The organism is Kitasatospora sp. NPDC001547, from assembly GCF_042894165.1.
In the GTDB taxonomy this organism is placed as follows: Bacteria; Actinomycetota; Actinomycetes; order Streptomycetales; family Streptomycetaceae; genus Kitasatospora.
In genome coordinates, this window is sequence record NZ_JBIAVL010000003.1 from 216,827 (window position 1) to 241,445 (window position 24,619).

A 24,619-nucleotide genomic window follows, 5' to 3' on the forward strand; every position below is an offset into this window, starting at 1 on the left:
TGCAAGTGGTACGTTATGTGGTACCACTAGTGGAGGAGTCCAGTCGATGTCGATCACTGCCAGCGAGGCGCGCAAGGCTCTCTTCCCGTTGATCAAGAAGGTCAACGACGATCACGAGGCCATTGAGATCGTCTCCAAGCACGGAAATGCCGTGCTCGTCTCGGCCGAGGACTATGCCGCCTTGCGTGAAGGCTCCTACCTGTTGCGCTCGCCCGTGAATGCCCGCCGCTTGCTCAAGGCGTACGAGAACGCCCTCGGCGGCATAGGGCTTTCCGAGCGGGAGCTCATCGACCCTGATGCGGCGGATGGCGAGAAGGGTGCCGCGTGAGGCTCGTCTTTGAGGAAGGCGGCTGGGAGGACTACACCTCCTGGCTCAAGACCGACCGCAAGATGCTCGCCCGGATCAACAAGCTCATCGAGGACGTGTTGCGCGACCCGTTCACCGGTATCGGCAAGCCCGAGCCACTGAAGTACCACTTGCCCGGGGCCTGGTCGCGGCGGATCGACGACGAGCACCGCCTCGTCTACTTGGTGACGGACCGGGAGATCATTGTTCTGGCCGCCCGCTACCACTACTGATGGCTGGCTGTGTGTCTGAGTCACCGTGCTGATTCCGTGCTGACTTGGGCCTTCAGAGTCAGCGTTTCCACAGCTCACAGCCGTGGTGGGTATTCCGCTTCAACGTCTGACCGGTCACCGTGCACGGTCCGAAGGGGCCGGACTCCCCACACGGGGTCCGGCCTCTTCGCCGTCGTCCGGTCTGCTCGGAGGTGCCGGATCGGTGCCGTGCGAGGGCTCAGCCGATGGTGACGGTGAGGAGGCCGTCGGGGGCGGCGGTGACGGTGACGGCGGTGAGGGTGGCGGAGTGGGCGTCGGGGTGGTGGGGGAGGGCGCGCGGGCCGATGCCGACGACGCGGGTGCCGGCGGCCCTGGCGGCCGCGATGCCGGCGCCGGAGTCCTCGAAGGCGAGGCAGTCGGCGGGGGCGAAGCCGAGGGCGGCGGCGCCTTTGAGGAAGCCCTCGGGGTCGGGCTTGCTGGCGCCGACGGACTCGGCGGTGACCAGGACGGGCGGCAGCGGCAGACCGGCGGCGGCCATCCGGACCCGGGCGAGCGGCTGGTCGGCGGAGGTGACCAGGGCGTGCGGGTGGCCGGCCAGCGAGGCGAGGAAGGCGGCGGCGCCGGGCACCGGCACGACGCCCTCGGTGTCGGCGCGCTCCTCGGCGAGCATCCGCTCGTTGTCGGCCAGGTTGAGTTCCATCGGGCGGTCCGGCAGGAAGTGGGCCATGGTCGCGTGGCCCTGGCGGCCGTGCGCGACGGCGAGCACCTCGGCCGGGTCCAGGCCGTGCCGCTCGGCCCAGCGGCCGAAGCAGCGCTCGACCACGGCGTCGGAGTCGACCAGGGTGCCGTCCATGTCCAGGAGGACGGCTCGGGCGGTCAGCCGGACGGGGGCGGCGGGCATGGGACGGCTCCTCAAGGGGTGAACAGCATTTGTTGCCGAATGATACAAAAAGTCACGCGGGTCCGAGCAGGTGGGCGTTGACCGCGCGGGCCTCCTCCGCCAGCTCCGGCAGCTCCACCACCTCGACCCCGGCCGCCGCCAGCAGTGCGGTGCCCTGGCAGTCGGTGACGAACAGGTCCGGCTCGCGCCAGGCGACCACCACCCGCGGCACGCCCGCCGCGACGAGCAGCCGGGCGCACGGCACCGGCCGCGAGGCCCGCTGTCCGCAGGGCTCCAGCGAGCTGTAGACGGTCGCGCCGCGCAGCCGCGGGTCACCCGCCGGGAGCTTGGCCAGGGCCGCCTCCTCGGCGTGGTCGTGCGGGTCCGTCTCCCGGCTGTAGCCCTCCGCCAGCACCGTGCCGTCGGCGCCGACGATCACCGCGCCGACCGAGAAGGCCGTCTCGGACGGCGGGCACCGGCGGGAGAGTTCGACGGCCCGGCGCAGGTGGTCGAGGTCGGTGGACGCGGACTGGGTCACGGCGCGGGCTCCTTGGGGGCGTACCTGAGCAGGACGACGTCGCCCACGGTACGTGCCTCCAGCAGCCGCATCCGCCGGGCCGGGCCGCCAGGGAACGCGGCCGGGCGGACGAACCGGGGTGCCTCGGCCTGGCCGACCAGCAGCGGGGCGACGGCCAGCTGGAGCTCGTCCGCGAGACCCTGCGCCAGGAACTGGGTGTGCACGCCGCCGCCGCCCTCGACCATCAGCCGCCGCACCCCGCGGGCGCCCAGGTCGTCCAGCACCGCGCCGAGGTCCACCGCGCCGCCCAGTGCGACCACCTCGGCCAGCCCCTCCAGCCGGGGGCGCAGCACCGCGGCCCCGGCGTCCGTGGTGTAGGCGAGCCGGGCGCCGCCGGTGTGCCAGAACCGCAGGTCGGCGCCGAGTCCGCCGCTCGCGGAGAGCGTCACCTTCAGCGGGTGCTCGGGCCGGCCGGACGCCAGGCGGGCGGCCCGGCGCCCGGGGTCGTTGACCAGCAGCCGCGGGTTGTCGGCGCGCAGGGTGTTGCCGCCGACCAGGATCGCGTCGGCGGCCGCGCGCTCCTCGTCGACCCGGTCGAAGTCGGCGGCGTTGGAGAGCAGCAGCCGGTCGGGGGAGGCGTCGTCGAGGTGGCCGTCGAGGGAGACGGCGGCGCTCAGCAGGACGTAGGGGCGCGGGCCGGGCATCTGGCGGGACCGTTCTGTCGGGGGCGCCTCCACGGTACGGCGGCCGGGTGCGCTCCGGTCCCCGAGTGATCGGAGTGTGAGACGGATCTTCTCGGGATGCGGGACGGCGAGTAGCGTCGGAGGCGCCGTGGAGCACCGCGGCCGACCGCAGTCAGTCGCCACACCAGGGGGACCCCATGACCGGACCGCAGCCCGCCGCCGTCTACACCCACGGCCACCAGGAGGCCGTGCTGCGCTCGCACCGCTCCCGCGCCGCCGCCGACTCGGCCGGCTACCTGCTGCCCGAACTGCGGCCCGGACAGGCCCTGTTGGACGTCGGCTGCGGACCGGGCACGATCACCGCGGACCTGGCCGGGCTGGTCGGCCCGCAGGGGCGGGTGGTCGCGGTGGACACCTCCGCCGAGGTGCTGGAGCAGGCCGCCGGACACATCGCCGGGCTGGGCCTGTCCAACGTCGTCGTCGAGCACGCCGACGTGCACCGACTGCCGTACCGCGACGGCGAGTTCGACGTGGTGCACGCCCACCAGGTGCTCCAGCACGTGGCCGACCCGGTGGCCGCGCTGCGCGAGCTGCGGCGGGTGACGGCGCCGGGCGGCGTGGTCGCGGTGCGCGACGTCGACTACGCCTCGATGACCTGGTTCCCCGAGGTGCCCGCGCTGGACGGGTGGCTGGAGCTGTACCGGCGGACCGCCCGCGCCAACGGCGGTGAGCCGGACGCCGGCCGGCGGCTGCTGTCCTGGGCCCGCGCGGCCGGCTTCACCGACGTCACCGCCGGCGCCTCCACCTGGACGTACGCGACGCCTGAGCAGCGCGCCTGGTGGGGCGGGATGTGGGCGGACCGGGTGACGGGCACCGCGCTGGGCCGGACGGCGGTCGGGCTGGGCTTCGCGGACCGGGACGAGCTGGGCCGGATCGCGGACGGCTGGCGGGAGTGGAGCTCCGCCGGGGACGGCTGGTTCTCGATGCTGCACGGTGAGGTCCTGGCCCGGGGCTGAGCCGGCCGAGCCGACCGAGTCGGCCGAGCCGGCCGAGCCGACCGAGCCGACCGCGTCGGCCGAGCCGACTGGGCGGCGGACGGCGGACGGCTGACGGCGGACGGCGGACGGCGGACGGCGGACGGCGGACGGCGGACGGCGGACGGCGGGCCGAGGGGCGCGGGCGGACGGAGCGCGGGCCGGGAGGGCGGGCAGGTGTTCGGAAAGATCGGGTAAAGTCGCGCGACCGTTCAGATCGGGCCCGTTCGGGTCCGAGCCATGATGCCGAGCGCCTAGCCGACGCCCGTTCCGGCGGGTTGGGGGAGTCCACGTGTCCAAGCCTGAGTCCGAGCCGCCCGTCCCGGGCCCGGAGTCGCCCGCGGCCACGGGGGCCGGCGCGGTCACGGGAACCGGCGCGGACACGGGTACGGACGCGGACACGGGTACGCACGCGGGCGCCGACGCGGTCACGGATCCGGCGCAGACGCCGACGGCCGGTCAGGACCCCCGGGTGGACTTCCGCAAGGACGCCGCCGAGCCCGCCGAGCCCGCCCCGAGCCCCGCCGAGCCCATCGCGGCCGCGCCGGAGCCCCAGCCCGAACCCGAGCAGTCCGCCCCCGCCGACCCCTGGGCCGCACCCGACTTCTCCGCCGGCCCGTCCGCGGCCCCGGCCCCGCCCGCCCCGGCCCCGTCCGGCGCCGTCCCGCCGTCGGCCGCCCCGCCCCAGCCCCCGCACCCGCTGCCCGCCGGCGGCTGGGCCTCCGTCACCCCCGCCGCCCAGTCCGGCTTCCAGCCCGCCCACCCCTACGCCCCGGTCCCGGGCCCTGGCCCGGCCGCGGGCCCCGGCCAGGGCCCGGCCGCCGCCCCCTTCCCCGGGTACCTCCCCGGCCCCGCCCCCACCAACGGCTTCGCCGTCGGCTCCCTGGTCACCGGCCTGCTCCTGGTCGCCCCGGTGGCCCTGGTGTTCGGCGTCCTCGCCCTGGTCCAGATCAAGCGCCGTAAGGAGCGCGGCTCCGGCATGGCGGTGACCGGCCTGGTGCTCGGCACGATCGGTACGGTGCTGCTGGCCCTCCTGTTGGGTGCGGCCGACTTCAGCTCGCCGCGGGCCGGCCGCTTCGGCCAGGCCCCGAAGGCGCCGGCCGGTTCGGTGCACTGGTCCGACCTCAGGGCCGGCGACTGCTACGACTCCCCCGAGGGCGGTTCGACGGCGGACGGGGACGGCGACGTGACGGTGTACTGGGTGCACCGGGTGGCCTGTGCCCAGCCGCACCACGGCGAGGTGGCGGGCAGCGCCGAGATCCCGAGCGGCAACGGCCTCTACCCGGGCGAGAGCGAGGCCCGTGAGTCGGCCGGCCGGCTGTGCCGCAAGGTGCTGGGCGGCTACGCGCTCGACCAGTGGGTCGTCCCGGACGGCATGGACGACGTCTACCTCTACCCGACCGCGAGGAACTGGGAGTCCGGCGCGCGGTCCGTCACCTGCGCCTTCGAGGACCGCGACGACCGGCACCAGGGGACGGTCCGCACCGACCGGAGCCGCCTGACCGCGCCCCAGCTGGCCTACCTGGAGGCCGTCCGCGACTTCAACGACGTCTACCGGGACCCGCCGGAGGGCGAGCCCGCCGGGGCCGAGGCCGAGTACCGGGCGTGGGCCCGGCGGGTGGCCGTGGCCTCCCGGACCGAGGCGGCGGTGCTGGGCGGGCTGTCGGTGCCCTGGCCGGCCGACGTCCAGCCGAACATCGCCAAGCTGGTCGACGCCCAGTCCCAGGCCGCCGCGGCCTGGGACGCCGCGGCCGCCGGCACCGACGTGGCGGGCGACGTCCGCCGGGCCAGGGCGCTGGTGGCCAAGACGGCGCCGACGAACGTGGAGATCCGCCGGGGGCTGGGCCTGTCCACCGGCGAGCAGGCGCCCGACCTGCGGGTCTGAGCGGCCGCGTCCGGCGGTTACCGGCCGTTGACCGCGCCCGTACCTGCCGGTAACCCGTCGGCCCTACGGTCGTGGCCACGTCCCCGGCCCGACCCCCACGCGAGCCGGGGACCAGCCCGGCCGCTTCTTTGAACGGGCACGGGCCGGAACGGGCCGGTCCCGTGAACGGGCCCGACCGGGAGCGGGACGGCCCGCGGCAGCCCCCGGTACGCTCCCGCCATGGGCACCTACCGGGTGATGCGGCAGGACGACAACGGCAACCGCTTCCTGGTCGCCAGGGACCTCGACCGGGCCGGGGCCCGGCGGCTGGCCGCCGAGTTCGAGGCCCGCGGCCACAAGCAGATGTACTGGGTCGAGGCGGACGGGGAGGCCCGGCCGGAGGCGGCGGACGGAACGCTCCGCAACGCCTGAGCCGCCCGGCGACAGGTCGTAGGGTCGGGGCCATGGACGCGACCCACGCCAGCCACCCCACGCCCGGGACATCCGGCAGCCCCGCCACCCCCGCCGCTCCGACGACTCCCGCCGTACCCGAGGCCCCCGCCACCCCCCGGATCGTGGTCGGCGGCGCGCTGGTCCGCGGCGGCCGGGTGCTCGCCGCCCGGCGCAGCGCGCCCGAGTCGGTGGCCGGCCGGTGGGAGTTCCCCGGCGGGAAGGCCGAGCCCGGCGAGACCGAGGAGCAGGCGCTGGAGCGGGAGCTGCTGGAGGAGCTGGGCGTCCGGGCGCGCGCGCTGACCCGGCTGCCGGGCGCGTGGGCCGTGCGCCCCGGCCTGGAACTGCGCTTCTGGGCCGCGGAACTGCTGGCCGGCGAGCCGCGCGCACTCGAGGACCACGACGCGCTGCGCTGGCTGGGCCCGGACGAGCTGGACACCGTGGACTGGATCGACCACGACCGTGACGTGCTGCCGCACGTCGCCCGCCTGCTCACGGACGCCCGGGCGGAGGCCTGAGCAGACGCCCGACCGCACGCCCCACCGCACGCCCGAGCGGACGCCCGCCGGACACCTGAACAGGAGCCCCCGACAGGAACCCCGGACGGCGAGCCGACGGCCGGCGACGCGCCGTCCGCCGGGTAGGTCAATCGGACAAGACGACCCAGGGGCCGGGATAGCCTGGGTGCTGCTGGGTATGTCACTTTTCGGCAGTATTCGTCACCATCGGTGAGCCGTCCCCAGCCGGCGACGCCGATCCCGACCAGAGCCGGAGGCCCCGTCGGTGTCGAGTACCGGGAACGGTGGCGGGGAAGAGCGGCGGGCAGGTTCCGCGGGGAGCGCCGCCGCCCGCGCCCGACTGCGCCGCGCCGCCCGTCCGGCCGCCCCCCAGCCGCCGGTCGGCCGTCGCCGCGGCGGCACCGTCGAGGCCCCCGACACCGTGCGGCCCGACCATCCGGCGCCCACCCTGGCGGTGGCCGACCCGGGCGCCCGTTCCGGCCTGCGCGGCCGTCCCGCCCGGCCGTTCCCCGGCGGGCCCGCCGACGTCCAGGGCGGCCAGGGCACGCCCGCCGAGGGCAGCCTGCTGGACATGCTCAAGGTCGCCATCGCGATCCTGGACACCGCGGGCCGGGTGGTGCTCTGGAGCCCGGCCGCCGAGGAACTGCTCGGCTGGCCGAACGAGCTGCTGGTCGGCCGCCGGATCGACGAGCTGATCCCCGACCGGGAGCAGGTCGCCCGGATCCGGGCCGCGATCCAGGACACCCTGCGGCAGGGCCGCTGGGCCGGCCACACCGAGCTGCGCGACCGGGACGGCCTGCCGGTCGCCGTGGACGCCCGGATCTCCCTCCTGGTGGACGGCGACGGCACCCCGTTCCTCCAGGTCAACATGGCCGAGGCGGCCGCCGTCCGGGCCGTCGAGCGGGACCTCGCGGTGCGCGACGCGCTGTTCGAGCAGTCCCCGCTGGGCATCGCCATCCTGGACACCGACCTGCGCTACACCGCCGTCAACCGGACGCTGGCCGAGATGAACGGCGTCGCCCCGGACGACCACGTCGGCCGCACCACCGGGGAGACCCTGCCGGAGCGGGCCGCCGACGAGATCACCGCCATCCAGCGCCAGGTGCTGGCCACCGGCGAGCCCGTCATCGACGTCACCCTGGCCTCCCCGGTCACCACCCGGGCCGGCTACCGCTCGATCTCCTACAGCCGGATGACCGACCGCTCCGGCCGGGTCCTCGGCATCTCCGGCACCGTGATGGACGTGACCGAGCGCTACCGGGCGGTCGCCAAGGTCGAGCACGCCCGGCGCCGGCTCTCGCTGCTCAACGAGTTCGGCTCCCGGGTCGGCGACCTGCTGGACGCCTCCCGGATCGCCCAGGAACTGGCCGGCTCCGTCGTCCCCCGGCTGACCGACCACTCGGCGGTGATCCTGCTCCAGGCCGTCGCGCACGGTGACGACCTGCCCCGGCACGGCCACGACCGGCGCACCTCGCTGCTCCAGCTCGGCACCGCCTCCGTCCAGGACGGCCCCGAGGTGGACGTGATGCTCCGCCGCGGCGCCCGGATCACCTTCGCCGAGGACTCGGTCTGCGGCCGGGTGCTGCGCACCGGCGTGCCGGAGCTGCTCTCCGGCGCCGAGCAACTGGACGACGTCACCTACCCCGGCGACCCGAAGATGCAGGCCGCCCGGGACCTCGGCGTGCACTCGATGCTGGTCGTGCCGCTGCGCGCCCGCGGCATCGTGATCGGCCTGCTGCTGGTCAGCCGGGCCGGCTACCGCGAGGGCTTCGACCGGGACGACCTGGCCTTCACCGTCGAGCTGGCCGACCGGGCCGGCAGCTCGCTGGACAACGCCCGCCTCTACGCCCGCGAGCGCACCGCCGCGCTCACCCTCCAGCGCACCCTGCTCCCGCAGCAGGTCCCGCAGCCCACCGGCGTCGAGGTCGCCTACCGGTACGTGCCCGGCAGCAGCGGCACCGAGGTCGGCGGCGACTGGTTCGACGTCATCCCGCTGCCCGGCGACCGCACCGCGCTGGTGGTCGGCGACGTGATGGGCCACGGCCTGCGGGCCGCCGCCACCATGGGGCGGCTGCGCACCGCCGTCCGGGTGCTGGCCGCCCTCGACCTGCCGCCGGACGTCCTGCTGCGGCACGTCCACGAGCTGGCCGACGACCTCGCCCAGGGGCCGGACGAGGCGCTGCTGGCCACCTGCGTCTACGCGGTCTTCGACCCGGCGACGGCCCGGCTCACCGTCGCCAAGGCCGGGCACATCCCGCCGGTGCTGGTGGTGCCGGGCGGGGACGCCGGGGAGCCGACCCGCACCGGCGGCCCGCTGCCCGGCGGCGCCGGCCGCATCCTCGACCTGCCCTCCGGCGCCCCGCTCGGCGTGGGCGGAGTTCCGTTCGAATCGGTCGAACTGAAGATCCCCGAGGGCAGCCTGCTGGCGCTGTGCACCGACGGCCTGGTCGAGTCCCGGGACAAGGACCTGGACGTCGGCCTCGGCCGGCTGGTCACCGTGCTCCAGGAGCCGCACGCCTCGATCCAGGCCGCCTGCGAGGCGGTGCTGGACACCATGGAGCAGGGCCGGGAGCCGGACGACGTCGCGCTGCTGCTGGCCCGGCTCGGCCACGGCCAGGCCGGCACCCCGACGGCGGGCTGGACGCTGCCGGCCGAGCCCACCGCCGTCTCCCGGGCCCGCCGGCTGGTCCGCGCCACGCTCGTCGAGTGGAGCGTCGAGGAGCTCACCGACACCGCCGAGCTGCTGGTCAGCGAGCTGGTCACGAACGCCGTCCGGTACGCCAGCGCCCCCATCGGGGTGCGGCTGACGCTCGGTGAGACGCTGCTGGTCGAGATCTCCGACCCACTGCCCGACCCGCCCCGGGAGCGGCACGCGGCCGAGGTCGACGAGGGCGGGCGCGGGCTGGAACTGGTCCACCGCCTGGCGCTGCGCTGGGGCGCCCGGGCCGAGGGCATCGGCAAGGTGGTCTGGTTCGAGCAGGCGCTGCCGGGTAATGAGTCCGACGGATCGTGAGCGGAGCGAACAGCAGGGGAGCGGTGCCGCATATGCCATCGGGCGCTCAGGGGGAGCGCGCGCTCCGGAAGGGGGCGCGAGCGTGGCATTGTGGTTGCGCGGGCGGTAGGACAAAAACCTTCGCCCGATCTGATGTTGTGATGTTGAGGGCGTGTGAACGCACCCCTCGATGATGAATACTCGGTCTTCTCGACATCCGGACGGTCGCGGGTTGGAGGGGTCGGTCCGTTGAACAGCACTCCGGCGCGGAGCGCGTCGCCGAGCAGCAGCGGTCATGCCGCCGTACCCGGGCAGGCCGGTTCCGCGCACCTGCCCGCGGCGGACGGCGCGGTCACCGGCCGCGGCCACCGCCCCGTCCCCGAGGACCGGGCGTGGGGCGGCGGCGACCCGGGCTCGATCTACGACTACATCCGGGTCGCCACCTTCGCGATCGGCCCCGACGGGCGGATCAGCCAGTGGAGCGAGCGCGCCGCCGAGTTCTTCGGCGTCCCGGCCGCCGAAGCCGTCGGCTCCGACCCGATCACCACCTTCGTCCCCCGCGAGCTCTGGCAGCGCGGCCGGGTCCGGCTGGAGCGCACCCTGGCGGGCGAGGAGTGGGTCGGCACCACCCCGTACCGGGACGCCGGCGGCGGCGAGGGGCTCGCCGAGCTCTACCTGATGCCCGACAGCGCCCTGCCCACCGCGGGCGCCACCTGTCTGGCCGTCGACCTCGGGCGGCTGCGCCGGATCGAGACCGACCTGGCCGCCTCGGAGGCCGTCTTCGGGCAGACGCCCACCGGCTTCGTGCTGTTCGACGACCGGCTGCGGCTGCAGCGGGTCAACGACGCCTTCGCCTCCGGCATGGGCCTGGTCCCCACCGACCTGGAGGGCCTCACCCCGCACGACCTCTTCCCGCCGTCCGAGGCCGACCGGCTCAGCGCCGCCCTGCGCAAGGTCCTGGCCACCGGCGAGCCCGTCTTCGACCTGCGCTTCCACGGCGCCGTCCCGACCCGCGAGGGCAACCGGCTCTGGGCCGTCTCGCTCTACCGCCTGAACGGCTCCGCCGGGCAGACCATGGGCGTGGCCGGGCAGGTCTCCGACGTCACCAGCCGGCACGTCGCCGAGCGCGAGGCCGACGGGGTGCGCCGCAACCTGGCCCTGCTCAACGAGGCCAGCGCCCACATCGGCTCCACGCTGGACCTGGAGACCACCGCCAAGGAACTGCTGGACGTCGTCGTCCCGCCGTTCTGCGACCTCGCCACCGTCGACCTCTACACCGCGCTGCTCTCCGGCGAGACGGTGCCCAGCGCCGGCCGGCTCGGCGACACCGTGCTCACCGACGGCAGCGGCGAACTGCGCCGGGTCGCCGTCTCCAGCGTGGTCGGCGGCGCCTCCTCGGTGCTCGGCTCGGTCACCGGCCTGCCGATCGCCGAGGCCGGCGGCACCCTCTGCTACCCGCGCCGCTCCCCGCACGCCCGGGCCCTGCGCACCGGCCGCAGCGTCGTCCCCGAGCCGGGGCCCGACCCGCTGCTGCGTTCCACCCTGATCGTCCCGCTGGTCGCCCGCGACCAGGTGCTCGGCCTCGTCCAGCTCTCCCGGGCGATCGGCAGCGAGCCCTTCGACGCCCGCGACGTGGCGATCGCCGAGGAACTCGTCGCCCGCGCCGCCGTCTGCATCGACAACGCCCGGCTCTACCGGCGCGAGCACGAGCGGGCGCTGATCCTCCAGCGCAGCCTGCTGCCCCCGGGCAACCCGGCCGCCAGCGGTCTGGAGATCGCCTGCCGCTACCTGCCCAGCAACAACAACACCGAGGTCGGCGGCGACTGGTTCGACGTCATCCCGCTGCCCGGCAACCGCACCGCGCTGGTCATCGGCGACGTGATGGGCCGCGGCCTGCGCGCCGCCGTCGCGATGGGCCAGCTGCGCACCGCCGTCCGCACCCTGGCGATGCTCGACCTCGACCCCGCCGAGGTGCTCGGCGCCCTGGACGAGATCGCCCGCGGCCTCGGCGACGACTCGGTGCCGGCCGGCCCGCCCACCCCGTACGGCCGCCTCACCTCGACGGCCGACGAGGAGGCCCGCGAGGTCTACCTGGCCACCTGCGTCTACGCGGTCTACGACGCCGTCACCCGGCGCTGCATCTTCGCCAACGCCGGCCACCTGCCGCCCGTGCTGCTCAGCCCCGGCGAGGGCTCCCGGATGCTCGACGTGCCGCCCGGGCTGCCGCTCGGCGTCGGCGGCGAGCCCTTCGAGGAGGTCGAGATCGACCTCCCGGACGGCGCCGTGCTCGCCCTCTACACCGACGGCCTGGTGGAGAGCCGCAAGCACCAGCTGGACGAGGGCCTGCGGGCCTTCCGCTCCGCGCTCTCCGACCAGGGCAAGGGGCTGGAGGACCTCTGCGACCACGTGCTCGGCGAGCTCAACCCGCACCACGGCGAGGACGACATCGCCCTGCTGATGGCCAAGGTGCACGCCTTCCCCGACGACGCCGTCGGCAACTGGTTCCTGCCGCCCGAGCCCACCTCGGTGGCCAAGGCCCGTGAGCTGGCGTGCAGCTGGCTGCTCTCCCGGGGGCTGGAGGAGCTGGTCGACACCACCGAGCTGCTGGTCAGCGAGCTGGTCACCAACGCGCTCAAGCACGGGCGGGGCGAGATCCGGCTGCGGCTGCTGCGCGAGCGCAGCCTGGTCTGCGAGGTCTGGGACGACGGCTACGCGCAGCCCCGGCAGCGGCGCGCCCAGGAGACCGACGAGGGCGGGCGCGGCCTGCAGCTGGTCAGCCTGCTGGCGGAGCGCTGGGGCAGCCGGCGCACCCCCAAGGGCAAGATCGTCTGGTTCGAGCTGGCGCTGTAGGGCGGGTCGGACGGTCCTGCGGGCCCGGCTGGAACCCGAAGGACGCGCCCGGACCGCCCGGAGCGGTGGGCCGGACGGGTGCAGTCGCCCGGCGGCCCGCCGTGTCGGCCCGGGCCCGGCGCCCGGGGCGGCGTTCGATGGCCGCCATGCGCGTCCGCCAGCTCACCACCGCAGCCGCCGCGCTGCTGCTCGCCGCCGGCCTCGGCGGCTGCTCCGGCGACCCGGGGCCCGCCCGCACGCCGGCCCCCGCGCCCGTCCCGGCCGAGCCCACCGCCACCACCGGGGACGTCCGGCCCGCCGACCGCACCGCCGTCCGGGACGGCGGCACGCTGCGCTGGGCGGTGGACGGCGTCCCGGCCACGCTGAACGCCTACCAGGGCGCGGCGACCGCCGACTCGGCGCTGCTCGCCCACGCGCTGTACCCCTCGCTGTTCCGGCCCGACGAGCACGGCCGGCTCGTCCCCGACCCGGACTACCTGGCGGGCGCCGAGTCCACTCCGCCCGGGCAGTCGCCGCAGGTGGTGACCTACCGGCTCAACCCGCGCGCCGTCTGGAGCGACGGCACCCCGGTCTCGGCCGCCGACCTCGATGCCCAGCGGACCGCGCTGTCCGGCCTCGATCCGGCCTACCGGGGCCGGAGGGCGGCCGGGTACGACGCCGTCGACTCGGTCGTCCAGGGCGCCGACCCGCACGAGGTGCGGGTGACCTTCCGGCGGCCGTACGCGGAGTGGCGCTCGCTGTTCGGGCCGCTCTACCCGGCCGCCGAGACGGCCACCCCGGCCGCCTTCGGCCGGCCACTGACCGGCGGCCGGCCGAGCGCGGGGCCGTACACCCTCTCCCGGTACGACGCCGAGGGCGGGACGGTCAGCCTGACGCGCAGCCCGCTCTGGTGGGGCGACCGGCCGAAGGCCGACCGGATCGACTTCATCGCCGTGCCGCCCGACCAGCGGCTGGACGCGCTGGGCCAGGGCCGGCTGGACGTCGCCCCGCTCACCGCGGCGGTGGACCGGGCGGTACCGGCCGCCTCCCCGGCTCCCGCTTCGGCCCCCGGTGCCCCCGCTTCGGCCCCGGCCTCCGCCACCGCTTCGGCCTCCGCCACCGCCTCCGGGTCCGCCGCACCGCCCCCGGCGGCCGCGCCCGAGGCGGCGGCACTGGCGCTGCGGCGGGCCGAGTCGCTGCCCGGTGTCACCGTGCACCGGGCCGCCGCGGCCTCGCTCACCCAGCTCACCCTCAACACCGCGCGCGGCCCGCTGACCGACCCGCTGGTGCGCCGAGCCCTCACCCTGGCCGTCGACCGGCGGCGGGTCGCCGACGCCGCGCTCACCCCGCTCGGTCTGCCCGCCGCGCCGCTGGGCAACCACCTGCTCGCGGGCGACCAGGAGGGCTACCGGGACAACAGCGGCGCGGCCGGTCCGGGGGACCCGGGCCGGCTGCTGGACGACGCGGGCTGGATGCGGCCCGCCGGCGGTGGCGCCCGGACCAAGGACGGCAAGCCGCTCGACCTCTCGCTGCTCGTCCCGGCCGGTTCGGCGACGGCCAGGCGCACCGCCGACGCGCTCACCGCCGGCCTCGCGGAGTCCGGGATCGCGGTGCGGCAGGTGCCCGCGTCCGCCGAGTCCTTCGTCGGGCAGCACCTGGCGGCCGGGGACTACGACCTCGCGCTCTTTTCCTGGCCGGTCGGCCCCAGCCCGGCGGGCGAACAGCGCCCCGCCTACGCCAAGCCCCGGCCGGACCCCGACGGGGTGCCCGACCCGGGCGGCAACTTCGGCCGCGGCGGCACCGAGGAGATCGACCGGCTGTTCGACCGGGCCGCCGCCGAACCCGACCCGGCGACCCGGCTGGACCTGCTCCAGGAGGCGGACGTACGGATCTGGCAGCTCGGGCACTCGGTGCCGCTCTACCAGCGGCCGGAGCTGGTCGGGGTCCGCACCGGGGTGGTCGGCGCGGGCGCGTACGGCTTCGGGTGGCCGCGCTTCCAGGACGTGGGCTGGAGCGGGTAGCCGTCCCGTCCCACGAGGTCGCCTCCGACGCCGGCGCGGAGCTCCGGGGCAGCGGGGTACCGAGTCGTCGGATCACGAACGGAAGGGGGCGGGGACCCGGCCGCGAGGTGACGGGCGCGTGACCCGCCTGTGATCTTGATCCCGCCCGACCTGCTCGTTTCTGCCCACCTCGGTGCTTCCCCGTACGATAGGAGGAAGCCGAGGCATGGCCATGTGCCCGGCGGGTGGACCGGTAGTAGCAGGCGGAACGGGCGGCGGCGATCGACAGGGATCGCAAGTGCGCGTCACGCAGCCGGGCGCCGCAACCCACGATTCCGGGAGAATCCGCTAGGCATGCCCACGCGCAACGACATCCGTAACGTCGCCATCGTCGCCCACGTCGACCACGGCAAGACCACTCTGGTCGACGCCATGCTGAAGCAGGCCGGCGCCTTCGCCGCCCACCAGCAGCTCGATGACCGGATGATGGACTCCAACGACCTGGAGCGCGAGAAGGGCATCACCATTCTCGCGAAGAACACCGCGGTCAAGTACCACCCCAAGGATGGTGGCGCGCCGATCACCATCAACATCATCGACACCCCGGGCCACGCCGACTTCGGTGGCGAGGTCGAGCGCGGTCTGTCGATGGTGGACGCCGTCGTCCTGCTGGTCGACGCCTCCGAGGGCCCGCTGCCGCAGACCCGCTTCGTGCTCCGCAAGGCGCTCTCGGCCCGTCTGCCCGTCATCCTCTGCATCAACAAGACCGACCGCCCGGACTCCCGGATCGACGAGGTCATCAACGAGACCTACGACCTGTTCCTGGACCTGGACGCGGACGAGGACCAGATCGAGTTCCCGATCGTCTACGCCTGCGCCCGTGACGGCGTCGCCTCGCTGACCAAGCCGGAGAACGGCACCGTCCCGGCCGACAGCACCAACCTGGAGCCGTTCTTCTCCACCCTGCTGGAGCACGTCCCGGCCCCCAGCTACGACGAGGACGCCCCGCTCCAGGCCCACGTCACCAACCTGGACGCCGACAACTTCCTCGGCCGCATCGCGCTGCTCCGCGTCGAGCAGGGCGAGCTGCGCAAGGGCCAGACCGTGGCCTGGATCAAGCGCGACGGCAGCATCTCGAACGTCCGCATCTCCGAGCTGCTGATGACCGAGGCACTCACCCGCAAGCCGGCCGAGGTGGCCGGCCCCGGTGACATCTGCGCCGTCGCCGGCATCTCCGACATCATGATCGGCGAGACCCTGGCCGACCCGGAGAACCCGATCGCGCTGCCGCTGATCACGGTGGACGAGCCGGCCATCTCGATGACCATCGGCACCAACACCTCGCCGCTGGTCGGCCGTGGCGGCAGCGGCAAGGGCGCGGACGCCAAGTCCGGCGCCAAGGTGGACCGCAAGGTCACCGCCCGCCAGGTGAAGGACCGCCTGGACCGCGAGCTGATCGGCAACGTCTCGCTGCGCGTGCTGGACACCGAGCGTCCGGACGCCTGGGAGGTGCAGGGCCGCGGTGAGCTGGCGCTGGCCATCCTGATCGAGACCATGCGCCGCGAGGGCTTCGAGCTGACCGTCGGCAAGCCGCAGGTGGTCACCAAGGAGGTCAACGGCAAGACCCACGAGCCGGTCGAGCGCCTCACCGTGGACGTGCCCGAGGAGCACATGGGTGCCGTCACCCAGCTCATGGGCGTCCGCAAGGGCCGGATGGACAACATGTCCAACCACGGCTCGGGCTGGGTCCGGATGGAGTTCGTCGTCCCGTCCCGCGGCCTGATCGGCTTCCGGACCGAGTTCCTCACCAGCACCCGCGGCACCGGCATCGCGCACTCGATCCACGAGGGCCACGAGCCGTGGTTCGGCACCCTGACCACCCGCAACAACGGCTCGCTGGTCGCCGACCGCGCCGGCGTGGTCACCGCCTTCGCGATGACCAACCTCCAGGAGCGCGGCGTGCTCTTCTGCGAGCCGGGCACCGAGGTGTACGAGGGCATGATCGTCGGTGAGAACTCGCGCTCCGACGACATGGACGTGAACATCACCAAGGAGAAGAAGCTCACCAACATGCGGTCCTCGACCGCCGACGTGGCCGAGTCGATCGTCCCGCCGCGCAAGCTCTCGCTGGAGCAGTCGCTGGAGTTCTGCCGCGAGGACGAGTGCATCGAGGTGACCCCGGAGACGGTTCGCATCCGTAAGGTCGTCCTTGACCAGAAGGACCGCGGACGCACTGCCTCGCGCGCCAAGAAGGCGTGATCCGGACGCACTGAACGGCCATTGGCCGGAATGATTCGCCCCCCTTTCCCATGGAGAGGGGGGCGAACTTTTTCAACTACTCCAAGTTGTCGGGGCCGCTATTAACGGAATAGCGCTCATCACACCCGAGTGTCCGCTGAGCGGACATGACAGTTCGTCATCCGTGACGACTGTCCGTTTGGTGCCTGTCTGGCTATGTCTCAAATGTCCGGTTTTCGAAACTTACCGACTGTTCATGTGACCTAATTGAGATCGTCACTGGTCACTTTCGTGTCCGTGCGTGACGGATAGTGGGTGCAGTCAGGCTCGGGTCAAGGGTGAACGCGCAGGGGTGCGCGCCGAAACCACGAGCGCGGACGGCACAGCGGGTCCGGTGAACAACCGTTCCGCGATGCCCTCCTCGTTGCAACGTCGAATTCAGGAGGCACACCGATGCGCGGTGCGAGCCAGGCCAAGTGGGTTGTCGCAGCTGTTGCTGTCGCCCTCGCTGCGACTGCGTGCAGCAGCGGCGGCGACTCCTCCGGGGGTAGCACCGACGGTGCTGCGGTCGACCCCGGGGCCAGCTTCAGCTACCAGAGCGCGGAGCCGCAGCGCCCGCTCCAGCCGGCGAACGCCATGGAGAACCAGGGCGGCCGTATCGTCAAGCAGCTCTTCAAGGGCCTCGTCGACTACGACCCCGCGACCGGTGCGCTGCGCAACCAGGTGGCCGACAAGATCGAGACCACCGACGCCAAGAACTACACCGTCACGCTGAAGTCCGGCTGGACCTTCCACGACGGCACCCCGGTCACCGCCAAGTCCTTCGTGAGCTCCTGGAACTGGTCGGCCAACCCGAAGAACAACCAGATCAACTCGGACTGGTTCTCGGACATCGTCGGCTACGACGCCGTGCACCCGGACAAGGACAAGGGCGAGCCCACCGCCACCGAGATGTCCGGCCTGAAGGTCGTCGACGACACCCACTTCACCATCGAGCTGACCACCCCGGTCTCGTACTTCACGTACAAGCTCGGCTACTCGGCCTTCTTCCCGCTCCCCGAGGGCTTCTTCGCCGACCCGGCCGGCTACGGCCAGAAGCCGGTCGGCAACGGCCCCTACAAGTTCGTCTCGTGGGAGCACAACAAGGCCATCACGCTGGCCGCGTTCGACAAGTACACGGGCATCGACAAGCCGAAGAACGGCGGCGTCGTCTTCCGCAACTACACCGCCGGCGAGGCCGCGTACAAGGACCTGATGTCCGACACGCTGGACGTGCTGGACCAGGTCGACCCGACCGACCTGCCGAAGTACAAGGACGACCTGGGCAAGCGCGCGGTCGACCAGCCGCAGGGCGCCATCCAGAACATCGGCTTCGCGCTGTACCAGGGCGGCTGGGACACCCCGGGCAAGGAGAAGGTCCGTCAGGGCCTCTCGATGGCGATCGACCGCGAGACGATCACCAAGACCGTGCTGAACGGCAACCGCCTGCCCGCCGACTCGTTCGTGGCGCCCGGCGTCATGGGCTACAAGGCCGGCACCTGCGGCGACGCCTGCAAGTTCAACCCGGAGAAGGCCAAGCAGCTGATCACCGAGGGCGGCGGCGTCCCCGGCGGCAAGATCGGCATCGTCTACAACTCGGACGGCGGCCACAAGGAGTGGGTGGACGCGGTCTGCAACTCGATCCGCCAGAGCACCGGCGTCGAGTGCCTCGGTGACCCGAAGCCGGACTTCAAGACCTCGCGTGACCTGATCACCAACAAGCAGGTCCCGAGCATGATGCGCACCGGCTGGGTCCAGGACTACCCGCTGAACGCCAACTTCCTGCGCGACGTCTACGGCACCGGTGCCGCGGCCAACGACGGCGGCTACTCGAGCCCCGAGTTCGACAAGCTGTCGAAGGAGGCGGACGCGGCCACCACGGTCGAGAAGACCGCCGAGCTCTACCAGCAGGCCGAGGCCGTTCTGGCCAAGGACATGCCGGCCATCCCGCTCTGGTACTACAAGACCAGCTCCGGCTACTCCAAGAACGTCCAGAACGTGAAGTTCAACTCCTTCGGCGACCCGGTCTACACCGACGTCGAGGTCAAGAAGAAGAAGTAATCGGTCGGCACCGCCTGACCCGGTGACAACGGCCGGTGCCCGTCCATCCCCACAAGGGCGAGGACTGGCACCGGCCGTTGGCACGCCGACTTATCTCTTGCCGAGTTGACGGGCTCGGCAGAGTCATACATGGAGGCACGATGGGGCGCTTTGTCGCGAGGCGACTGCTCCAGATGATCCCGGTGTTCCTCGGAACGACCGCACTCATCTTTTTCATGGTGCACTTGCTGCCTGGTGACCCGGTGGCAGCGCTGTGGGGCGACAAGGCACCGGACCCGGTGCAGCTCGCCGCGCTGAAGCACCAGCAGGGCTTCGACAAGCCGCTGATCCAGCAGTACTTCGACTACATGGGCAAGCTGTTCACCGGTGACTTCGGCACCGGCCTGGACCAGCGACCGGTCATCGACAAGATCACCGAGGCGCTGCCGGTCACGGTCCGGCTGGCGCTGTTCGCCTTCGCCATCGAGATCGTGCTGGGCATCGGCATCGGCCTGTACGCCGGCCTGCGCCGCGGCAAGGTGTTCGACAAGGGCGCCCTGGTCCTCACCCTGCTGCTGATCTCGATCCCGGTCCCGGTGCTGGGCTTCATCTTCCAGACGGTCTTCGGGCAGAACCTGAAGTGGGTCACCCCGACCGTCCAGGACAGCAACGACATCACCCAGCTGGTGCTGCCGGCCGTGGTGCTCGGCTCCCTCTCGCTGGCCTACGTCGCGCGCCTCACCCGTACTTCCATAGCCGAGAACATCAAGGCCGACTACGTCCGCACCGCGGTGGCCAAGGGTCTGCCCCGGCGCAAGGTGATCGGCACCCACCTGCTCCGCAACTCGATGATCCCGGTGGTCACCTTCCTCGGTACCGACCTCGGCGCCCTGATGGGCGGCGCGATCGTGACCGAAGGCATCTTCAACGTCCAGGGCGTGGGCCACGCGCTCTACCAAGCGATCAACATGAAGGAGGGCGCGACGGTCTCCGGCTTCGTCGCCTTCCTGGTGATCGTCTACCTGGCCGCCGGCCTGATCGTCGACCTGCTTTACGCGGTCCTGGACCCGAGGATCCGTTATGCCTGACCTGACCGAGAAGAAGACCGCCGGGGACATCCCGGCCCAGCGCGCGGCCGACACCCCGGCCCCGAAGCAGGAGAAGGCCCGCAGCCTCGGCTCGGACGCCTGGCACGACCTGCGCCGCAAGCCGATCTTCGTGATCTCCGCGCTGCTGATCCTGCTGCTGATCGTCATCGCCATCGCCCCCGGCCTGTTCACCTCGGTGGACCCGCGGGCCGGCGACCTGCGCAACCACTACCTGACGAAGCCGAACTACAGCCACCTCTTCCAGGCCGACTGGTTCGGTTACGACCTCCAGGGCCGCAGCATCTACGCCCGCGTCGTCTACGGCGCCCGCGCCTCGGTCGTGGTCGGCATCTGCGTCACCCTGGGCGTGACCATCCTCGGCGGCCTCGCCGGCATGGTGGCCGGTTACTTCGGCGGCTGGGTCGACACGATCATCTCCCGCATCACCGACATCTTCTTCGGCATCCCGCTGCTGCTCGGTTCGCTGGTGGTCCTGAACGCCTTCACCTCGCGCACCGTCTGGAGCGTGGTCTTCGCGCTGGTCGCCCTGGGCTGGACCCAGATGACCCGTGTCATGCGCGGCTCGGTGATCACGGTCAAGCAGGCCGACTTCGTGACGGCCGCCAAGGCGCTCGGCGCCGGCACCGGCCGGATCATGTTCAAGCACATCCTGCCGAACGCGATCGCCCCGGTGATCGTCGTCGCCACCATCGCGCTCGGCGGCTACATCGCCACCGAGGCGACGCTGAGCTTCCTCGGCATCGGTCTGCAGGACCCGACCATCTCCTGGGGCATCGACATCAACTCGGCCCAGAAGGTGATCCGTACGGCTCCGTTCGCCCTGTTCTTCCCCGCCGGAATGCTGAGCCTCACCGTTCTTGCGTTCATCATGCTCGGCGACGCGGTGCGCGACGCCCTCGACCCGAAGCTCCGCTGAGAGAAGAGGTGACGACCCGATGACCACCGTGATCGAGAACAACCAGAAGAACGACCGGCTCGAAGTGGGCACGCCTCTGCTCGAGGTGAAGGACCTCCACGTGGAGTTCCACACCCGGGACGGCGTCGCCAAGGCCGTGAACGGCGTCAACTACTCCGTCGCGGCCGGCGAGACCCTCGCCGTGCTCGGCGAGTCCGGCTCCGGCAAGTCCGTGACGGCGCAGACCATCATGGGCATCCTGGACATGCCCCCGGGCAAGGTGACCCAGGGCGAGATCCTGTACCGCGGCCAGGACATGCTCAAGATGAGCAACGAGGAGCGGCGGCGGATCCGCGGCCGGAAGATCGCGATGATCTTCCAGGACGCGCTCTCCGCGCTGAACCCGGTGCTCAGCGTCGGCTACCAGCTCGGCGAGATGTTCCGCGTGCACCAGGGCGCCTCCCGGAAGGAGGCGAAGGAGAAGGCCATCGAGCTGATGGAGCGGGTGCGCATCCCGGCCGCCCGCCAGCGGGTGAACGACTACCCGCACCAGTTCTCCGGCGGCATGCGCCAGCGCATCATGATCGCGATGGCGCTGGCCCTGGAACCGGACCTGATCATCGCGGACGAGCCGACCACGGCCCTGGACGTGACGGTGCAGGCGCAGGTGATGGACCTGCTGGCCGAGCTCCAGGCCGAGTACAACATGGGGCTGATCCTGATCACCCACGACCTCGGCGTGGTCGCCGACGTCGCGGACAAGATCGCCGTGATGTACGCGGGCCGGATCGTGGAGACCGCCCCGGTGCACGACCTGTACGCGAACCCCGCGCACCCGTACACCAAGGGCCTGCTCCGCTCCATCCCGCGCCTGGACCAGAAGGGCCAGGAGCTCTACGCGATCAAGGGCCTGCCCCCGAACCTGCTCAAGGTCCCCACGGGCTGCGCGTTCAACCCCCGCTGCGACGTCGCCACCGACCTGTGCCGCACCGAGATCCCGGCGCTGCACCACGTGACGGACAAGGACGGCAAGGAGCTCACCGGCCGCCGCAGCGCGTGCCACCTCTGGAAGGAGACCCTCCATGGCTGAGAACATCCTGGAGGTCAAGGACCTGGTCAAGCACTACCCGCTGACCCAGGGTGTCCTCTTGAAGAAGCAGGTCGGCGCGGTCAAGGCGGTCGACGGCATCTCCTTCGAGCTGAAGAAGGGCGAGACGCTCGGGATCGTCGGCGAGTCCGGCTGTGGCAAGTCCACGCTGGCCAAGGTGCTGATGAACCTGGAGCGGGCCACCTCCGGCCAGGTGCTCTTCAAGGGCGAGGACATCTCCACGCTGCAGGGTGCGGCCCTCAAGGCCGTCCGCCGCAACATCCAGATGGTGTTCCAGGACCCGTACACCTCGCTCAACCCGCGGATGACGGTCGGCGACATCATCGGCGAGCCGTTCGAGATCCACCCCGAGGTGGCGCCCAAGGGCGACCGCCGCAAGGCCGTCCAGGACCTGCTGGACGTCGTGGGTCTGAACCCGGAGTACATCAACCGGTACCCGCACCAGTTCTCCGGCGGTCAGCGCCAGCGCATCGGCATCGCCCGCGGTCTCGCGCTCAAGCCCGAGATCATCATCTGCGACGAGCCGGTCTCCGCGCTGGACGTGTCCGTCCAGGCGCAGGTGATCAACCTGCTGGAGCAGCTGCAGGGCGAGTTCGGCCTCTCCTACATGTTCATCGCGCACGACCTCTCCATCGTCCGGCACATCTCCGACCGCGTCGGCGTGATGTACCTGGGCAAGATGGTCGAGATCGGCTCGGACGAGGAGATCTACGAGAACGCCACCCACCCGTACACCCAGGCGCTGCTGTCCGCGGTGCCGGTGCCGGACCCGGCGGCGCGCGAGTCCCGCGAGCGGATCATCCTGACCGGCGACATCCCCTCGCCGGCCAACCCGCCGTCCGGCTGCCGCTTCCGCACCCGCTGCTGGAAGGCGGAGGACCGCTGCTCCGAGGAGATCCCGCTGCTCGCGGTCCCCTCGGTGCTGAAGGGCGCGGCCGCCCACGAGACGGCCTGCCACTTCCCGGAGGTCCGGGAGCAGGCCGCGGCCTGATCCCCGCTGTACCCAGGAAGGGCCCGTGGCGTTCGCGCCGCGGGCCCTTCCGGCGTTCGGCGGGGCGGCGCGCCGATCCGGCGCCGCGTCAACTCCGGAGCGGGTCACGGCACCCGTCCGGGTGCTCCTGACTCGCGCCGTCGCCGGGGCGCGCTTCTCATGGGGTGTGATGCGACACACACCCTGAGGAGGGACCTCCATGCCCGTAGCCGCCCGTGCTCGTTGGGTCCTCGCCGTTGCGACGTCCGTGGTCCTGGTGGCCACCGGGTGCAGCAGCAACGACAGCGGAGGAGGCAGCGGTTCGTCGGACGCCAGCAAGACCTTCAGCTACCAGAGCAGCGAGCCGCAGAACCCCCTGCAGCCCGCCAACGCGAACGAGACCGGCGGCGGTCGCATCATCCAGAACCTCTTCAAGGGGCTGGTCGACTACGATCCCGGCAACGCCAAGATCCGGATGCAGGTCGCCGACAAGATCGACACCAGCGACTCGCTGACCTTCGACATCACGCTGAAGGACGGCTGGAAGTTCCACGACGGCACCCCGGTGCACGCCCGGAACTTCGTCGACGCCTGGAACTGGAGCGCCAACCCCGCCAACAACCAGATCAACAGCTCCTGGTTCTCCGACATCGAGGGCTACCAGGACGTCCACCCGGCCTCCGGCCAGCCGACCACGGACAAGATGTCCGGCCTGACCGTCACCGACGACCTGCACTTCACCGTCAAGCTGAACCACAAGGTCTCGTACTTCGAGTACAAGCTCGGCTACATCGCCTTCTCGCCGCTGCCGGACGGCTTCTTCAAGGACCCGGCCGGGTACGGCCAGAAACCGGTGGGCAACGGCCCGTACCAGTTCGTCAGCTGGTCGCACAACAGCAACCTGGTGACCAAGGCCTTCCCGGACTACCAGGGCGTGGACAAGCCGAAGAACGGCGGCATCGTCTTCAAGATGTACACCACGTCCGAGGCCGCCTACGCGGACCTCCAGTCCAACAACCTGGACGTGATGGACCAGGTGCCGCCGTCCGCGCTGGCCACCTACAAGAGCGACCTCGGCGACCGCGCGGTGGACGCCCCGCAGGGCGCCATCCAGAACATCGGCTTCACGCTCTACCAGGCGGACTGGGCCTCGCCGGACAAGGCCAAGGTGCGCCAGGGCCTGTCGATGGCGATCGACCGCGACACCATCACCAAGACGGTGCTCCAGGGCTCCCGCAAGCCCGCCACCGCCTGGGTGGCCGAGGGCGTCGAGGGCTACAAGGACGGCGCCTGCGGCGACTTCTGCAAGTTCGACCCGGCCAGGGCCAAGCAGCTGATCCAGGAGGGCGGCGGCGCCCCCGGCAACAAGCTGCTGATCACCTACAACGCGGACGGCGGCCACAAGGAGTGGGTCGACGCGGTCTGCAACTCGATCCGGCAGAACACCGGGGTCGACTGCCTGGGCGACCCGAAGCCCGACTTCAAGACCGCGCGGGCCGCGATCACCGGGCACACGATCAACGGCGCCTTCCGCACCGGCTGGGTGCAGGACTACCCGCTGAACGCCAACTTCCTCGCCGACGTGTACCGCACCGGTGCCGCGTCCAACGACTTCGGCTACAGCAACCCGCAGTTCGACGAGGCGGCCACCAAGGCCGACGAGGCCGCCGGCGTCGCCGAGACGGTGACCGGCTACCAGCAGGCCGAGGCGGTGCTGCCGAGCGGGATGCCCGCCATCCCGCTCTGGTACTACCGCACCACCTCGGGCTACTCGACCAAGGTGCGGAACGTGAAGTTCGACTCCTTCGGAAACCCGGCCTGGACCCAGGTCGAGGTCAAGGGCTGAGCCGCCGGGCCCCCGCTCCGGCCCCGCCCTCCCCGCACGGAGGGCGGGG

At 72.4% G+C, this 24,619-nt stretch carries 17 protein-coding genes and 1 pseudogene; 16 read left to right on the forward strand and 2 right to left on the reverse strand.

Going from position 1 to position 24,619, the window contains the following annotated elements:
• Positions 1 to 46 precede the first annotated feature (46 nt).
• Positions 47 to 328 carry a type II toxin-antitoxin system prevent-host-death family antitoxin gene (locus ACFY0X_RS06730; RefSeq protein ID WP_344325967.1) on the forward strand — a complete coding sequence of 94 codons (282 nt, stop codon included), beginning with the start codon at positions 47 to 49 and terminating at the stop codon, positions 326 to 328.
• Positions 325 to 579: a Txe/YoeB family addiction module toxin gene (locus tag ACFY0X_RS06735; protein WP_387749780.1), complete on the forward strand. Its 255-nt coding sequence runs from the start codon at positions 325 to 327 to the stop codon at positions 577 to 579. Before ACFY0X_RS06730 ends, ACFY0X_RS06735 begins: the two co-directional genes overlap by 4 nt.
• A gap of 217 nt (positions 580 to 796) precedes the next feature.
• On the opposite strand, the gene ACFY0X_RS06740 is transcribed toward ACFY0X_RS06735, so the two are convergent.
• Complete coding sequence (locus ACFY0X_RS06740; RefSeq protein ID WP_387749782.1) at positions 797 to 1,459, reverse strand: HAD-IA family hydrolase; 663 nt, start codon at positions 1,457 to 1,459, stop codon at positions 797 to 799.
• Positions 1,460 to 1,511: 52 nt separating this feature from the next.
• Positions 1,512 to 2,659: pseudogene (locus ACFY0X_RS06745) on the reverse strand (dihydrofolate reductase family protein).
• A 176-nt stretch (positions 2,660 to 2,835) separates the two neighbouring features.
• Between ACFY0X_RS06745 and ACFY0X_RS06750 the strand changes: the two are divergent.
• The 14 genes from ACFY0X_RS06750 (at position 2,836) to ACFY0X_RS06815 (ending at position 24,570) form a co-directional block, all read left to right on the forward strand.
• Complete coding sequence (locus ACFY0X_RS06750) at positions 2,836 to 3,654, forward strand: methyltransferase domain-containing protein (protein WP_387749785.1); 819 nt, start codon at positions 2,836 to 2,838, stop codon at positions 3,652 to 3,654.
• Between the two features lie 310 nt (positions 3,655 to 3,964).
• Positions 3,965 to 5,557 (forward strand): DUF4190 domain-containing protein, encoded by a 1,593-nt coding sequence (locus ACFY0X_RS06755; protein ID WP_387749788.1) that lies wholly within the window; start codon positions 3,965 to 3,967, stop codon positions 5,555 to 5,557.
• A 219-nt stretch (positions 5,558 to 5,776) separates the two neighbouring features.
• On the forward strand, positions 5,777 to 5,968 hold the full coding sequence (locus ACFY0X_RS06760; RefSeq protein ID WP_387749790.1) for an SPOR domain-containing protein: 192 nt from the start codon (positions 5,777 to 5,779) through the stop codon (positions 5,966 to 5,968).
• Positions 5,969 to 6,000: 32 nt separating this feature from the next.
• Entirely contained in the window at positions 6,001 to 6,504 is a 504-nt protein-coding gene (locus ACFY0X_RS06765) for an NUDIX domain-containing protein (protein ID WP_387749793.1), read from the forward strand.
• Between the two features lie 265 nt (positions 6,505 to 6,769).
• Positions 6,770 to 9,517, forward strand: a complete 2,748-nt coding sequence (locus ACFY0X_RS06770) for a SpoIIE family protein phosphatase (RefSeq protein WP_387749796.1) — start codon at positions 6,770 to 6,772, stop codon at positions 9,515 to 9,517.
• A 228-nt stretch (positions 9,518 to 9,745) separates the two neighbouring features.
• Entirely contained in the window at positions 9,746 to 12,346 is a 2,601-nt protein-coding gene (locus ACFY0X_RS06775; RefSeq protein WP_387749799.1) for a SpoIIE family protein phosphatase, read from the forward strand.
• 146 nt (positions 12,347 to 12,492) lie between these two features.
• On the forward strand, positions 12,493 to 14,346 hold the full coding sequence (locus tag ACFY0X_RS06780; protein ID WP_387749801.1) for an ABC transporter family substrate-binding protein: 1,854 nt from the start codon (positions 12,493 to 12,495) through the stop codon (positions 14,344 to 14,346).
• 333 nt (positions 14,347 to 14,679) lie between these two features.
• Positions 14,680 to 16,584 (forward strand): translational GTPase TypA, encoded by a 1,905-nt coding sequence (typA, locus tag ACFY0X_RS06785; RefSeq protein WP_387749805.1) that lies wholly within the window; start codon positions 14,680 to 14,682, stop codon positions 16,582 to 16,584.
• Positions 16,585 to 17,016: 432 nt separating this feature from the next.
• Positions 17,017 to 18,663: an ABC transporter substrate-binding protein gene (locus ACFY0X_RS06790; RefSeq protein ID WP_387749808.1), complete on the forward strand. Its 1,647-nt coding sequence runs from the start codon at positions 17,017 to 17,019 to the stop codon at positions 18,661 to 18,663.
• Positions 18,664 to 18,803: 140 nt separating this feature from the next.
• Positions 18,804 to 19,730, forward strand: a complete 927-nt coding sequence (locus ACFY0X_RS06795) for an ABC transporter permease (RefSeq protein WP_387749811.1) — start codon at positions 18,804 to 18,806, stop codon at positions 19,728 to 19,730.
• Entirely contained in the window at positions 19,723 to 20,667 is a 945-nt protein-coding gene (locus ACFY0X_RS06800; RefSeq protein ID WP_387749814.1) for an ABC transporter permease, read from the forward strand. Before ACFY0X_RS06795 ends, ACFY0X_RS06800 begins: the two co-directional genes overlap by 8 nt.
• A gap of 19 nt (positions 20,668 to 20,686) precedes the next feature.
• The gene (locus ACFY0X_RS06805) at positions 20,687 to 21,736 is read left to right on the forward strand and encodes an ABC transporter ATP-binding protein (RefSeq protein ID WP_387749817.1); all 1,050 of its coding nucleotides are present in this window, start codon (positions 20,687 to 20,689) and stop codon (positions 21,734 to 21,736) included.
• Positions 21,729 to 22,745 (forward strand): ABC transporter ATP-binding protein, encoded by a 1,017-nt coding sequence (locus ACFY0X_RS06810; protein ID WP_387749820.1) that lies wholly within the window; start codon positions 21,729 to 21,731, stop codon positions 22,743 to 22,745. The genes ACFY0X_RS06805 and ACFY0X_RS06810 overlap by 8 nt, the downstream gene beginning before the upstream one ends.
• Before the next feature lie 199 nt (positions 22,746 to 22,944).
• Complete coding sequence (locus tag ACFY0X_RS06815) at positions 22,945 to 24,570, forward strand: ABC transporter substrate-binding protein (protein WP_387749823.1); 1,626 nt, start codon at positions 22,945 to 22,947, stop codon at positions 24,568 to 24,570.
• The last annotated feature ends 49 nt before the right edge of the window (positions 24,571 to 24,619 follow it).

What these genes read in the sequence shown, in the direction of transcription:
- ACFY0X_RS06730 (WP_344325967.1), top strand. Translation starts at nt 47, where the DNA reads ATGTCGATCACTGCCAGCGAGGCGCGCAAGGCTCTCTTCCCGTTGATC.
- ACFY0X_RS06740 (WP_387749782.1), bottom strand. Translation starts at nt 1,459, where the DNA reads ATGCCCGCCGCCCCCGTCCGGCTGACCGCCCGAGCCGTCCTCCTGGAC.
- ACFY0X_RS06750 (WP_387749785.1), top strand. Translation starts at nt 2,836, where the DNA reads ATGACCGGACCGCAGCCCGCCGCCGTCTACACCCACGGCCACCAGGAG.
- ACFY0X_RS06760 (WP_387749790.1), top strand. Translation starts at nt 5,777, where the DNA reads ATGGGCACCTACCGGGTGATGCGGCAGGACGACAACGGCAACCGCTTC.
- ACFY0X_RS06765 (WP_387749793.1), top strand. Translation starts at nt 6,001, where the DNA reads ATGGACGCGACCCACGCCAGCCACCCCACGCCCGGGACATCCGGCAGC.
- ACFY0X_RS06780 (WP_387749801.1), top strand. Translation starts at nt 12,493, where the DNA reads ATGCGCGTCCGCCAGCTCACCACCGCAGCCGCCGCGCTGCTGCTCGCC.
- typA (WP_387749805.1), top strand. Translation starts at nt 14,680, where the DNA reads ATGCCCACGCGCAACGACATCCGTAACGTCGCCATCGTCGCCCACGTC.
- ACFY0X_RS06790 (WP_387749808.1), top strand. Translation starts at nt 17,017, where the DNA reads ATGCGCGGTGCGAGCCAGGCCAAGTGGGTTGTCGCAGCTGTTGCTGTC.
- ACFY0X_RS06795 (WP_387749811.1), top strand. Translation starts at nt 18,804, where the DNA reads ATGGGGCGCTTTGTCGCGAGGCGACTGCTCCAGATGATCCCGGTGTTC.
- ACFY0X_RS06800 (WP_387749814.1), top strand. Translation starts at nt 19,723, where the DNA reads ATGCCTGACCTGACCGAGAAGAAGACCGCCGGGGACATCCCGGCCCAG.
- ACFY0X_RS06805 (WP_387749817.1), top strand. Translation starts at nt 20,687, where the DNA reads ATGACCACCGTGATCGAGAACAACCAGAAGAACGACCGGCTCGAAGTG.
- ACFY0X_RS06810 (WP_387749820.1), top strand. Translation starts at nt 21,729, where the DNA reads ATGGCTGAGAACATCCTGGAGGTCAAGGACCTGGTCAAGCACTACCCG.
- ACFY0X_RS06815 (WP_387749823.1), top strand. Translation starts at nt 22,945, where the DNA reads ATGCCCGTAGCCGCCCGTGCTCGTTGGGTCCTCGCCGTTGCGACGTCC.